Source organism: Myceligenerans indicum, assembly GCF_016742955.1.
In the GTDB taxonomy this organism is placed as follows: Bacteria; Actinomycetota; Actinomycetes; order Actinomycetales; family Cellulomonadaceae; genus Myceligenerans; species Myceligenerans indicum.
In genome coordinates this window covers 39,521-53,196 of record NZ_JABBYC010000031.1, presented here as the reverse complement: position 1 = coordinate 53,196, position 13,676 = coordinate 39,521, and the positions used below count along the sequence as shown (strand labels likewise).

Genomic DNA, 13,676 nt, shown 5'->3' with positions numbered 1-13,676 from the left:
GCAGTAGTGTTGCCCACCAGAAAGGTGCTCCGATCCTCCAGCCCGACAGTGTCTCGACAACACCAATCGTGCCAGGTCAGAGCACCTTTCCCATGCCTTGAGTCACCTCACCCACGAAGAATCGAGGCCAGGTGTGGCGTGTCGCGCACCCGTTCCGGGCGGGGTTCGCCGTGCGGATCATCGTCTGGTTCCCGGACGACCAACGGGCAGTCATCGCGTTGTTCGGGAACAACAAGGCCCAGATGGGCGACATCTCTTATGACAGCGTCGGGTCGCGAGCAGATCAGGCGATCGAGAACTACCTGCGCGCCCGCGCCGGCGACCACAAGCCGGAACCACAGGGGACAGAACCACAGGGGACCGAGAACAACAACACGCAGGGGACGACCATCGAGGAGGAGTCATGAGCGCCACCGACCTGCCCGGGTTCACCCCGAGGAACGAGCGGCTGGCCAAGAAGCTCGCCGGCGACCCGGACCACGCCGCCGCAGTAGCCGAGATCGTCGCCGAGATCGACGAGGCAGACCGGGCCTACAAGATGCAACTCGCCGCGGTCCGCAAGGCCGGACACCTCACCCAACAAGAAGTCGCCGCCAGACTCGGCATACAACAGGGCGCAGTCTCCAAGCTCGAATCCCGCCAGGACGTCCTGTGGTCCACCCTGCTCGCCTACCTCTCCGCAGCCGGTGCCCAAGACGTCACCCTCACAGCAATGGTCGGCGGCAAACGCGTCGAAATCGCCCTCGCCGCCGCAGCAGCAGACGACGAGTAGCCGGCTCACCAAGGGTGGCGGCCAGCAGCACACTGCAGCCGGGCCGCCACCCGCTACTCAGCCGTGCTGCAGCTGCGACTGCGCAGATTGGCGCAGATCTGCCTCGCCTCTCGGCAAGGACGCCTGGTCGCACTTCCATCCTGCCGCCAGGACCTACCCCTTCCTCACGCCCGACCCCGCGTCACCAACGTCATGGCCAGCAACACCTAGGCCTGCTCGCGATCACTCCGCGGAAGCTGGCCAGATCGAATATGACGAACACTTGCGAGCCAGTCGTCCCAGGCCGCCGGGTCAGTTGGTTGACCATCAGCTTCAAGGCCGGTATCACCGATCAAGGTCAACAGATCGTCGCCTGCCCGTTCGCCAAACTGCCAGATAAAGTCAGACATGACAAGGAACGCTTCCCACGTAGTCAGCGAGTCATCATCTTGGGACAATGTTGAGACCTCCGTTGGTAATTACTCCTCCACGAACCTCAGCCCACGCTTGAGTACCGTCTTCGAGTTTTCGAAAGTACTTTTCGAGCGTCGATCCGTCCTTGAGCGTAACCGAGTGACGCAAGTTCGCGGGGTCAATGGCACTCTGAATCAGAGCCCTGTTCTCAGGAGTGTCCTCAGCCAGGTGACCTCTCGCATCCCTGAAGATGTGTACGGTATTCGGGCGGAAATCTATCGGCTCGTCGCCGCAGTTGTGCACTAGCACGTCCGCCGTACCAACATGATACGTGTGCAACTCGGAAACGGTGAGGTTATAAGCGGTGAGGTCGTAACGGCTCACGTCGACACTCACGATGGTGAGCGTTGCGCCGTCCGCCGTGCTAACGACGTCACCGATCTCAAGGTCGATAGCGTCAACCCACTCACCGGCAGAGACGACCCAGAACGGGTGTTCGTCGGTCGCATCCACCTGGGACCCATCGGACAGCTCGACGTCGACCATTGTGTGGGGTCCGCCGTGCCGGATCAGGTCGATGACCTGTCGCGGTCCCTGCTCTCCCGTTTCCGGGTCGGTCGCGATGACCTTGTCCCCGAGCTCGACGTCCTCGATCGGCTTGCGGGTCCCGTCGGCCATGAGCACGAACGTTCCGGCGTCGAAGCTGTTCGGCCTTGGACAGGAACCACCGAAGTCGTCCGAGGATCGTCGGCCTGTGTCTGCGGCGTCGATGTGTGGACTGTGTTTGAGTGCGCCTCTGATGGCGAGTGCTGCGGCTTTGCCGCCGCCCTTGGTGACGAGGGTTTCCAGGACGATGGCCGACAGCCGTCCAAGAGCGTAGGCGGTGCGTCCGGAGTCGAAGAGGTCTTTCAGGTTGTTGAATTCGTCGAGGAGTCCGTCGATGGCGCCCATGGGGTTGAGGGCGTCGGCGAAGAGTTGTTTGTTGAAGTCGAAGAAGTTCCCGCAGTTGAAGATGTTGCTGACGCACTGCTTGAGGTATTGCCACTCGGTCTTGGCCAGGTCGACCATGCCGTTGACCATTTCTGCGCCGTAGTCGAGCGCGCCCTCGGTGAACTCCTTCGCGAACTGTTCTGCCTCACTCGGCGGCGGCTCGACGGGTGGCACGGTTTCGCCGATGTCGTGCCAGTCACCGGTGTATCCGGTGTTGTTCGCTGCGACCTGCTTGCCCGCGGCGGGGCTGCTGGAGTTCTTCGGCACCCACACGCCGTCCAGCAGCGGCCCGATCACCGCGAACAGCCCGGACGCGTCGGAGTAGGTCACGGGGTTGTTGTTCGCGTAGGCGTACCCGTGCCACTGTCCGGGATCTGCGAGGTCCATGACCGGGTCCACGGAGATGAACCGGCCAAGGGTCGTGTCGTAGTAGCGGGCTCCGAGCAGCACGAGCCCGGTCGCCGAGTCATCGATGCCGCCGGCCCCGCCGAGGAACCTGCGATCACCCGCCAGCTCGTCAGCGGGCCGCACCGTCTCACCGGTGTCCGGATCAGTGACCTCAGGCGTACGGTCCCCACCGAACGGGTCGGTGTACACGCGCGTAACAGCGTCCGGAGTCCAGTCAGTGTTCGGCACCGAGGCCATCACGCTGCCCTGGTGGTCACACACCAGAGAAGTGACCCCGCCCAGCCCGTTCCCGCTGCGGGAGGCGACCATCTGCCCGGCGAAGGAGTAGTACCGCACCGCGCTGACGGCGCCGTCGGTCACGGTCACTTCCTGCCCACCAGGCAGGAACACCGTGGTCCCCTCGCCATCGGTACGGACCAGCCGGTCACCGCCAGCGGTGTACACGTACTCCGCCTGGCCGGCCAGCACCTCCTCGTCCCCGCCGGCGTCCTCACCCGTGGTGGAGACTGCAGCCAGTTCACCCTCGGTGTCCCAGCCCAACTCCTGCACCGCGGTCAACAGCCCATCACCGTCGGTGTCGGCCTCAACCTGCACCGGATCTGCCGGGTCCACCGGCTCGGACAGCGTCCGCGTCGTCTGGTTGCCGGAGGCGTCGTAGGTGTACTGGCCCACCGTGGTCTGCGGCGCCGACTCGATGTCGGCTTGCGGCCCGACCGCCTGCACGGCCTTGGTCACCTGGTTCGGACCCACACCCCCGTGCTCGTAGGAGGTACGTACCACATCAGTGCTGCCGTCCAGGACGTGCTCGGTCAGGGAGGTGCGATTCCCGGAAGTGTCGTAGGTGTACTCCTGCCAGTACGGCGCCGCCGAACCGCCCGCGACACCGACCTGCGTCGCGGTCACGTCTCCGATCGAGGCCGCGCAGGTGCCGTCGGCGTCGGTCCACGCCCCGATCAGGCGGCCCAGGCCGTCGTAGTCGAAGCACTGGTTGTCGTGACGTTCCGCCCCCGGGATGATCGGCCCGCCCGCGTACTGCTCGCCCACGGCCAGGGTGGGCTGGTCGGTGATCGAGGTGATGTTCCCCGCCGGGTCATACCCGTACGCCAGCTCCAGGTCGGTGCCGTCGTACTGCTCCCGACTCAACCGGATCCCCGACAGCCGCTCCGTACCGTCCTCGTAGTCGTAGGCAACCACCGCGCCATAGGTCGTGCCCAGGTCCAGCGCCTGCGGCTGGCCCTTGGCGGTGAACTGCGAATCGGCCACATACGTGCCCCACCCGAACCCGCCACCCATCCACACCGGCAGGCCGGCGTCGTCGTAGAACGTGGTCACACGCTCCTTGCCCAGCACCGTCCCGGCCACCGCGCCGGTCTCATCCAGCTGCGCGATGGCGGGAAGCACCTGCTGGCGCACCGATCCGTCGATCCGGTACTCGGTCGAGGTGGTGAACGTTCGCCCGGCCAGACCGTCCAGGCCCTCCAGCTCAGGCAGCACGACCGATGTCGCGGTGGGCCGCAGCGCCTCGTCGTATCCCTCGACCCGGGTGGTGTACTCCAGCCCGTCTGCGATCCGTGTTGAGGATGACGGCAGGCCCTTGACCGGCTGTCCGTCCACGCCCGGCGTCTCGTCATACGTCCACCGCGACCGCACCAGCCCGGCCCCGTCGGCAACCTGGGTGGGGCGGCCCAGCGCGTCGTAGGAGTGCACGAGCGTGTTGGCGTCCACCACCGCCTGGGTGGCGCCGGCCTCGTTCCCGTTCCCGTTCACGGTGCGAGCCACGTTCCCCGCCGCGTCGTACACGGTCGTGGAGACGCCAGCCTCAGGATCCGTGGCACGTACCTGTCGGCCACCCATGTCGTGCTCGTACGTCCACTGCCCGCCACCCGGACCCGACACCGAAGTCATCAACCCGAACCGGTCGAAGTCATACGTCGTCTTGCGGTAGGACGAGGGCGCCAGGGCACGCGGATCGAACCCCGGCAGCGTCGAGGGCACGTACCAGTGCCCGTCGGCCGTGTCGGAGTCAACAGTCGGGCGTGTCTTGTGCTCCCACAGCGCCGTGGTGCGCCCCAGCGCGTCGGTCACCGTCGTGCGCGCCACGCCACCCTCGGGAGCCACGACGGTCGTGTACTTCCCGTCATACCGGGTCACCGAACGCCACCGCTCGTTCAGATGGTTGTCCGGGTTGCCCACATAGAAGATCTGGTCCACCGGGCGGCCCGCGCCGTCGTAGGAGGAGACCGTGGCCGCAGGTGCGATCAGGTCCGGCTGCACCGGCGTGTTCGACACGAGGCCGGTCGCGAACTGGGGGCTCGTGACCTTCCAGGTGCGCCCGGCGCTGTCATAGAACGTCTGCGTGATCTGCCGGCCCCGCGTGGCGGCGTCGTCCTGACGCAGTTCCCCGGTATCCAGGGCCTCGTCCTGCGTCTGGAACACCCGCAGCATCCCGTCGTACACGCCTCGGGTGGTCTGACCGCTCGGGTCCGTCCCCGACTCCATCAGACCGGTCACGCCATCGAACTGCACCGTGGTCGTCATCGGCGTCTTGGGTCCGGCCCCGTCCGGGTCCGGCCCCGTGGTGACCGCCTGCGTCGCGATCGGTGCCGTGGCGGGCGTGTACGACGTCGTGGTCGTCCGCCCGGCCAGATCCGTGTCACTGACCACACGCCCCAGCGCGTCATAGGTCATCTTCTGCGCACGCACATACCCCACGCCGTCCGCATCCCCCAGAGTCCCCGAGTCCCGGTCCAGGTTCGGGTCCACGGTCCACTTCTCCACCGCCTGCCCCAGCGCGTTGTAGACCGCGTACCCGTCACTGATCACGTCACCCGGACGAGACGCGCCGCCGGCGCTCACCGTGGCGCACGAGACCGCGAACGTCTGGGTGCGCTCCACCAGCGTCAGCATGTTCTTGTCAGCCAACGTGCTGTCACCGGCATGCACGTAACTGACCTTCGTACAGGCCTCATCCCCGGACACGTCCAGGTCCCCGGCATCCGCCGTCTGCTTGACCTGACCGTAAGCGTTCAGCGTCGTGTCCGTGCTGCTACGCGCCGCGACCTGACCGGCAGCATCCATCGTGTAGCCGAACACGACCGTGCCGGCCATGCGGGTCGCCTTGACCCCGTCGACCCCGGTCGCGACCGCCACCGGCGCCTTGGGCTTGGTCACCGTCCAGGAGACGGCCTGCTCGGCATCGGTGCCGTTGTGCCCGATGACCTCGACAGCCTGACCGGCCAGCGCATCATGATCGGCGACCGTCGTCCTGTTTCCAGAAGGGCCGACGTCGAAGGTGCTGCCGTCCACGCCCCGCAGATATCGCGTCGTCGTGGCGCTGGCCTGCGAACCATCACCAGTGGTGACCACCACGGTACGGAACCCGCGGAACTCGGACCACGTCACCTCCTCCGGATCCGTCAGCGGCCCGGTGGGCTTGACCCACTTCGCGCCGCCGTCATACCGGTACCGGGTGACCACGTCCTCCGACCCGGTCACGATCCCCCCACCACCACCGCTCGTGGGCGAGGCGCCGGCCTGGGTCCAGGGCCCCGGCAAAGTCAGGTCTGTAGGAGTAGCGTGATGGGGCGTTCGGGGTTTCTGGCGTGATGTCGGGTGGCGGCGGTGATGTTGGTCCAGCCGGCCAGGCGCAGGAGCGTGATGGCGGTGTTGCGCAGGGTGGCCATGACCTGGGGCGCGTTGCCGGTGCGGACCTGGGAGCGGTCCTCGTCGTAGGTGACGTCGCGCACGTGGTGGAGCCGGTTCTCGATTTCCCAGTGCTGCAAGATCCAGGCGGCCAGCCGGGCTGGGCCGGCGTCGCGCGCGGGCGCTGAGGTGATGAGGTAGACGACCTCGACCGACTTCCGGGCGGGCGAGTTCTTGGCCTTCTTGCGCCAGGTGGTGCGTCGTAGCTGGGCGACCTGGGCGGCGCCGTCGAACTCGATCCAGGCCGGTACGTCTGCGACCTTGATCGTGCGGGTCTCGCGGCGCCCGTGCCCCCTGCTGCGTGATGTGGTCGCCGGGATGTTCTTCCAGGGCAGGGCCTTGAGGCGGGCATGCAGACCGCCCGTGTTGCCCTTGACGGTGAGCACGTAGTCCGCGCCCGCGTCGCGGACCGCCTTGGCGGTGGCGGGGTTGGTGTGTGCGGCGTCCATCGTGAGCACGGCGCCGGTCACGTCCAGGATCTCGACCAGGTCCCTGGTCGCCGGGATCTCGTTGGTCTTCGCGTCCACGCCGACCTGCCCGATCACCACGCCGGCACACAGCGCGGCGACCAGGTGCGGGGCCCGCTGATGGGCCTTACGCGCGCCGCGCACGGTCTTGCCGTCGATCGACACGACCCGACGCCCGTCCACGATCGCCGCCCTGGTGGCGGCCCACGCGCCCAGGACCCGGTCCAGCCGGTCGGCGTCCAGGCGCGCGAACAGGCGCCGGAACGTGGACTCCGTCGCAGCCGGGCGCACCATCCCGAGCTGCGCGAGCACGCCGGTCCCGGCGTCGCCGGCCCACTCACCAATCGCGGTGAAGCTCTTCGCGCCGGTCAGCACCGCAGCGACCGCCACCGCGATCAATGCCGCCACGGTGTGGCGCCGCCCGCGACGCTCACGCGGATCAGGAACCAACGCCAGGACAGCCACCAGGTGCTCGTGACGCGAGACAGGCTCCACAACAGGACCCGTGTTCGGGGAAGATGGCATACGCGGGCGTGCTCTCCGTGCCAGATCAGAAGTGTGAGAACCTCCGATCCAACACGGTCATAGCACGCCCGCACCCACCCGTCCACCTGCAAAGACGCAGGTCACAGCCCTACCCGACGACTTTGCCGGGCCCCTGGGCCTGGGTCACACTGGTCACCACATACTTGTGGAACCAGTCGATCGGCAGGTTGTCGCCCTGCCACTCATCTCCCCACTGTCGGATCGAGGTCAACCTCTATCGCAAGGTCTCGAGAGTATTCACCCAGCCATCTTCGCACTGACTGCACTGCAGAAACGGTTTTTCCAAACATGTTGGTAGCAGGTGCGCTGTGAATCCGTTCGAGCACGTCGCGCTCAAGATCTGCCCTCGCCAGAAAGCGCGACAAGACCAAAGCTTCAGCTAGCCGAGAAGGATAGTTTGAGGGTAACTGCCACACTTCAAGGCTGCCCCGATAGACAGAATCTTCGCTCATCAGGATCCGACAGAAATCTTCCCTGTCGGTCACGAAAGACACGCCTCGCGAAAGCTCCTCGGAAAACTTCGCCAAGTCCTGCACAGAGTCAGTTATGGCGAAAACTCCGTCGGCCATCGGGCGGATTTGAAGTTTCGCCGCACCGAACCCGCGCTCACGTACTCTCTGAAAATACTGATCACCGACCCACAAGATCCATGTAGCACCCCCTGGGCCCCGCGACTCAAGCGATAACTGGTACTCGAAGTCACCTAGAGTCCACCGCGCCGTTCCGGATCTCGTTACTTCAGGCGCGGCGGGAAAATAACCGCGAGCCTGAAGCTCCTGCAGGAATCTTGCACGGCCAACTTTTCGCGGCATATCAATTCCACTTCCACCAGCGATATCGACTCTTCGGGATTGCTGTTAGGCTAAATACTACACCATCTTGACTTTGCTTATAGGTCCAGAGCTCGCCGTAGTCAACACCCATCTCTCGCATATAGCGCCTTAGCTGACGAGTACCCGCCTTTATTCCGCTCTTCGTTTGAGGCTTCAGTTCGACAGGGAACCCGCGGTCAGGAAATCCGTCAGGAATGTTGCCATCGCTGATCTTGGAACCTGGTTTGTACCCCATTGAAACGAGGTGCTCTGCCCATTCCGGCCCGTTATGAATCTTCGTTCCCGCCGAAGCCGCAGCACTATTCCCTGATTGCAGGTTACCAGTGGGGCAATTATGGACAAGAATTCTGATACTGTCGACGCCTGTGGTGCCGTCGACGACGTCCGTGGCGGGTGGGCCGCGGGCTGGGTCGGCGACTACATAGTAGGTGTGCAGTTCGGCGACGGTGAGGTTCCAGGCGGGTTCGAACGTGACGTCGTTCTCGATGCCTGCCACGGTGTGCAGGTCGCCGTGGTCGTCGAGGACCTGGTCGCCCTGGTCGAGTTGGTCGGCGCGTTGGAACTCCTGGTCGGTGGCGTTCCAGTACGGGTGGTCCTCCGTGGTCCGGATCGTCTGACCGTTCTCAAGGCGCAGGGTGACCAGGACGTCGTCGTGCACGTGCGTGGCCTTGACCTCGCGCGCGGCCTGTTCGCCTGTTTCAGGGTCGGTGGCGGTGACCTTGTCCCCGGGTTTGACGTCCTCGATCGGCTTGATCGAACCATCGGCCATCAAGATCCCGGTCGAGCTGGCGAACGAGCACTGGCCCTTGAGCCGGCTCACTGCTTGACTGACACGGTTCTTGGTTGCCTGTGCCAGCCTTGCCGCTTGGTTCTTCGCGGCTGCGGCCGCCCTCCCCGCCGCCGCCCGTGCGCCAGCCGTAGCCGCCGCCACGCGCGAAGTGACCGCGGAAGCCACCGAGCGGATCGCGTTGGACGCCGCCTGCGTCGCAGCCGGCGCCACACGTCCCGCCACGGCGCTCAGGACCCGACCGCCGGCCGGTCCGAACACCGCACCGGCGGCAGCACCCATGAGCGTGTCACGCGCCAGCGACTTCCAGGAGAACGGCGTCTTCTTCTGGACCTTGCTCTTCCACAGGTTCGTCACCGCGCCACCAGCAGCCCCGGCAGCGATGGCGCACCCGACCGACCCGGCACCCGCGGTCAGCGCCATGCAGCCGCCGAACACGACCGCTCCCGCGACCCCGCCCACGATCTCGGCCTGGTACTTGGACACGAACCTCTTCGTCCCACCCCACGCCTTCTTCGCGCCGGACTTGATGCTGCTCAACCACGACAGCCCGGACGGGTCGGAGAAGGTGACCGGGTTGTTCCCGGAGTACACGTAGGCGTTGAACTGCGCCGGGTTGGCCGCGTTCAGCTGCGGGTCGGTCGAGATGAACCGGCCCAGCCCGGTGTCGTAGTACCTGGCCCCCAACAGCACCAGCCCGGTGGCGGAGTCCTCCACACCTCCTGCCGCGCCGAGGAACCTGCGGTCCCCAGGCAGTCGGTCCCCGCCGGACAACAGCTCTCCGCTGTCCGGATCGGCTACCGCGGGCGTCCGATCCCCGCCGAACGGGTCGGAGTACAGGCGCGTGACCGCGTCCGGTGTCCAGTTCGTGTTCGGCACGGCCGCGATCGTCGTGCCCTGATGATCCGCGACCAGTGAGGTCACTCCGCCGAGCCCGCGACCGTCACGCACCGCGACGGTCTGCCCGGCGAACGAGTAGTACCGCAGCGCCCCCACGGCCCCGGCGTTGTCGACCCGGATCTCCTGACCACCCAAGTAGACGGTCGCGCCGTTCTCGTCGATACGCACCAGCCGCTCACCACCGGGTGAGTGCACGTACTCGGCCTCGCCGCCCTCGACGGTGTTCTCCCCCTCGGTGCCCTCACCCGAGGTCGCCACCGTCGCCAGGTCCCCGGCCGCGTCCCAGCCCAGCAACTGGCTGGTGGTCACCACCCCGTCACCGTCAGCGTCCGCCTCGGCCTGCGCCGGATCGGTGGCATCGACCGGCGTGGACAGCGTCCGCACGGTCTGGTTCCCGGACGCGTCATAGGAGTATTCGCCCACGGTCGTCTGCGCCGCCGAATCGATCGTCGCGGCCGGACCCGTCTGCTGGGTCACCCGAGTCACCCGATGCGGGCCCACACCACCGTGCTCATAGGACGTGCGCACCTCCTCGGAGCAGTTCGTCACCGTGGTTGCCAGGAACACCTTCCCTCCCACACACCGCGGCGCCGCGGTCAGCTCGACCGCGGGCGCCCCCTGACGACGTGCAGCGTGTGGACGATCGACGTCGCGTGGTCCTGTGCGAACGCCTCGACGGTCACGTCGGTCGGCTCGTCGCCCTCGGTGAGGGGGATGACCCGCGGCTGCGTGTCGTCGACGAGCACGCCGTCGACGTACACGAGGCCGCTCGGTGAGGCCGGGGCCACGTGCATGGTGGCGGTCGTCACCTCGGCCGGCACCGTCACCGTGTACTCGTGCACGGCCGGATCGAGCGCGGGCGAGACCGACCCGGCGTCGAACGACAGCTCCGACAGCGCCGCCTCGGCGTCGTAGCGGTCGCTCACCGTCGTGCACACGCCGTAGACGCCGCCCACGTAGCTGCTGCCGTCGCCCTGGAACCGGACCGTCACGACCGGCGCCTTCTGCCCGTTCTCGTCCAGGACGTACCCTCCGTTCTGGTCACGCTTGTAGCTGTCGGCGACGTCGAGGCCGTCGAGGATCTCCCGGGGGATCTCGTCGTACTGCACGTACCAGTCGGTCGAGCCGTTCGCGTCGGTCACGGCCTCGTGCTTGAGCAGCACGTCGCCCAGGTAGACGTCGAACGTGCGCCCGACGTCGCCCCCTTGGTACCGCACGCCGAGGTAGTTCCGCTCCACGGTCGGGTCGACGATCATGTCGTACTGGAAGTACGCGTCGGTGGCGATCTGCGCGTCGCGGTACGGCTCGCCGCGGTACACCCCCACGCTCGACCTGTTGTACTCGTAGTTCTTGTCGGCCTCCGAGTTGTTGTCGTCGAACGAGGTGAGCGAGTCGATCGTCGTCTCCTCGACGCGCAGCTGCTCCTTCTCCCGCCGGATGAGGTCCTGCGCCTCCTGCGAGTCGGGCTCGACGAGCGTCACGTACGTGGCGTAGCGCGCGCCGTAGAGGCTGTAGTACGGCTCCCAGGTGAGCGCGGCCGATGTGTCGTCGACGCCGTTCATCGCGAACCGCATGGTGGTGCGGCCGTTCGCGTTCTCACCGTCGGCGATGCGCACCAGGTTCTCGGTGATGCCGGCCTTCCACGCCGCGGCGTCGTCGACGACGACGTTGCCCGTGAGCGACGTGTCGGCGACGCTCATCTCGACGAGCACACCCGCCGTGTAGGTCGCCTCGACGTTCTCGCGGCTCAGCTCGGTCGCGAGCAGGACGGGCCGGTAACGGAACGCCACCCACGACGGATTCTCCGTCGTGCCGGAGACCCGCACCTCGGCGGGCAGCGTGTAGAGGATCTCGTCACCGGCCGCGACCTCGAACGACACGTAGCCGCCGGTCGCGAGCGCCGCGACGTCGAGGGCCTCGCCGTTCACGGTGAGGGTCGGGGTGTCTGCCGCCCAGGACGGCACCCGCAGACGGATCGTCGTGCCGTCCGCGAGGGCGCCGCCGTCGAGGGACGCGACAGAGAGCCGGACGGTCTCCTTCCGGGGGACGTCGGCGACCTGGCTGAGTTGCAGGTTGTGGGGTGCGGATCTCAGCGTGGACGACCGGAACTGGTTGACGAACACCGACCGCTCGTCGCGGAAGTAGATGGCGTCACCGAGCTTGGTGAAGTTCTCGATGCCCGTGCCGTGGTCGCACCAGAACTGGTCGAACTTCTCCCCGAACGCCTTCGCGTACCCTGCGGTCTGCGGCTGGAAGTACGTGACCATCCCGGTCTCGGGGTTCTGCGAGGCGAGGACCGTGTTGATGAACGTCGCCTCGGCGTAGTCCGCGTACTTCACGTCGCCCGTCACGGTGAACAGGGCCTGGCTGAGCTTGATCATGTTGTACTCGTTGCAGCCCTCCGAGGTCGAGTTCTCCCCGTAGCCCGTCGTGTTGCCGCTGTTCGCGTACTCGTAGAGCGTGTTCGGCGCGTGGAAGTGCTCGGACTGGCTGTTGCCGCCGTTGGCGTAGGTGTGGTCGTCGACGACGATCTGCCAGAAGTTCTCGGCGGCCGTGCGGTACATCGCCAGGTCCTGCTTCTCGGCGTCGGTGAGGGTCTCGTACAGGTTCGGGTTCGTCGTGAACACGGTGTACCGCTCGAGCGCACCGACGAGCTTCGGGATCGTGGTGTTCGCGTGCTTGCCGTTCAGCACGTCCTGACCGGCGGCGAGCTGCTGGAACAGGGTCACCTCGTCGAAGTACTCCGCCGCGCGCCTGTGGTCGGGGTCCTCCGTGATCTCGTACAGCTCGTAGAGCGCCTCGTTCATCCCGCCGTACTCCGTGTCGAGGAGCGTCGAGGGGTCGCCGAGCGACGCGCCGTAGTTGCTGACCCAGGTGCCGAAGCCGGACGCCACCGTGAGCGCCTCGGCCGAGATGTCGTCGGGCGCGTACTGGTAGGCATCGATGAGCCCGGCCAGCACCTTGTGCAGGTCGTAGAAGGGCACGAGGAGGCCGTCGCCACCGCTGGGCAGTACGTTCGTGCCGAACGGAGCGACGTAGCCGACGCTCTCCGGGTGCGCTGCCGCGTACGCGTCCCGACTCGCCTTGAGGCCGTGCACGGCCTCGGTGAGCTCCTCCAGCAGGCGCGCGCGGGTGGTCGGGTCCTCCACGGTGGCGTACGACTGCGAGAGCGAGGTGATGTAGTGGCCGAAGAAGTGGCCCTGGAAGCGCAGGCCGCTCGCGCGCTCCCATCCGCCGTAGGGTGCGGCGGTCGTCGGCTCCAGGCCGGCGGTCTCGTAGAACGAGTACAGGAACTTCGCCGAGTCGAGCTCGAGCAGGTAGTCGACGGTCTTCTGGTTCGCGTTCTCGAGGTAGGCGTCCTCGATCGTCACGTTCTCAAGACCTGCCTCCAGCAGGTGCATCGCGGTCTCCTCGGTCAGTGGTTCGACGGTCACCGGGAAGTCGCGCGTGACGGCCGCTCCGCTGCCGTAGGCCCGGTCGGCTTGTACCAGAACGACGTCGTCTGGTCCTGGGGCTGGAGCGCGGCGTCGGTACCGAGCCGGATTGCGCCGGATCCGTCGAACTCGAGGGCTTCGCCACCGTCCAGGCCGGGCGCGTAGCTCTCGGTGCCGGACTGCATCGTGACCTCGAACGCGTTCGGGCCGGAGTCGGCCAGCGAGCCGTCGAGCCGGAGCTCCAGGACCAGCGCGTCGTCGAGGGAGGTCTCGGCCGCGACCGCCGGCGTCAGCCCCGCGAGGAGCAGGGCGACCGTCGCGCCTGCGGACATCGCAGAACGTACGGGATGAGTGTTCATCGGCCTGGCCTCTCACGTCATCGTGATCGCAGAACGGGTGGTATCGGGCGCACCGAATGTTACCGGGAACAATTGATCGTGCTCA

The 13,676-nt window shown here is 66.7% G+C and carries 8 protein-coding genes; 2 read left to right on the top strand and 6 right to left on the bottom strand.

Translation table 11 applies throughout. From position 1 onward, the window contains the following. The first annotated feature begins 131 nt into the window (after positions 1–131). Both HGK34_RS15150 and HGK34_RS15145 read left to right on the top strand, forming a co-directional pair. Complete coding sequence (locus HGK34_RS15150) at positions 132–407, top strand: hypothetical protein (protein ID WP_201848861.1); 276 nt, start codon at positions 132–134, stop codon at positions 405–407. After that, the gene (locus HGK34_RS15145; protein ID WP_201848860.1) at positions 404–772 is read left to right on the top strand and encodes a helix-turn-helix domain-containing protein; all 369 of its coding nucleotides are present in this window, start codon (positions 404–406) and stop codon (positions 770–772) included. Before HGK34_RS15150 ends, HGK34_RS15145 begins: the two co-directional genes overlap by 4 nt. A 206-nt stretch (positions 773–978) precedes the next feature. Here the strand turns inward: HGK34_RS15145 and HGK34_RS15140 are convergent, their stop codons facing one another. The 6 genes from HGK34_RS15140 to HGK34_RS15115 form a co-directional block, all read right to left on the bottom strand. Next, positions 979–1,161 carry a hypothetical protein gene (locus HGK34_RS15140; protein ID WP_201848859.1) on the bottom strand — a complete coding sequence of 61 codons (183 nt, stop codon included), beginning with the start codon at positions 1,159–1,161 and terminating at the stop codon, positions 979–981. A gap of 34 nt (positions 1,162–1,195) precedes the next feature. Further along, positions 1,196–6,058 (bottom strand): polymorphic toxin-type HINT domain-containing protein, encoded by a 4,863-nt coding sequence (locus HGK34_RS23580; protein ID WP_201848857.1) that lies wholly within the window; start codon positions 6,056–6,058, stop codon positions 1,196–1,198. A 62-nt stretch (positions 6,059–6,120) separates the two neighbouring features. Further along, positions 6,121–7,197, bottom strand: a complete 1,077-nt coding sequence (locus HGK34_RS15130; RefSeq protein ID WP_201848856.1) for an ISAs1 family transposase — start codon at positions 7,195–7,197, stop codon at positions 6,121–6,123. Positions 7,198–8,091: 894 nt separating this feature from the next. After that, on the bottom strand, positions 8,092–10,365 hold the full coding sequence (locus tag HGK34_RS15125; protein WP_201848854.1) for a polymorphic toxin-type HINT domain-containing protein: 2,274 nt from the start codon (positions 10,363–10,365) through the stop codon (positions 8,092–8,094). A gap of 29 nt (positions 10,366–10,394) precedes the next feature. Further along, a complete protein-coding gene (locus HGK34_RS15120; protein ID WP_201848852.1) occupies positions 10,395–13,232 on the bottom strand; it encodes a beta-L-arabinofuranosidase domain-containing protein in 2,838 nt (945 codons plus the stop codon). Next, positions 13,229–13,564 carry a hypothetical protein gene (locus HGK34_RS15115; protein WP_201848850.1) on the bottom strand — a complete coding sequence of 112 codons (336 nt, stop codon included), beginning with the start codon at positions 13,562–13,564 and terminating at the stop codon, positions 13,229–13,231. Before HGK34_RS15115 ends, HGK34_RS15120 begins: the two co-directional genes overlap by 4 nt. Positions 13,565–13,676: the final 112 nt, after the last annotated feature.

Coding starts and splice junctions, on each gene's coding strand:
- HGK34_RS15115 (WP_201848850.1), bottom strand. CDS start 13,564: ATGTCCGCAGGCGCGACGGTCGCCCTGCTCCTCGCGGGGCTGACGCCG.
- HGK34_RS15145 (WP_201848860.1), top strand. CDS start 404: ATGAGCGCCACCGACCTGCCCGGGTTCACCCCGAGGAACGAGCGGCTG.
- HGK34_RS15140 (WP_201848859.1), bottom strand. CDS start 1,161: ATGTCTGACTTTATCTGGCAGTTTGGCGAACGGGCAGGCGACGATCTG.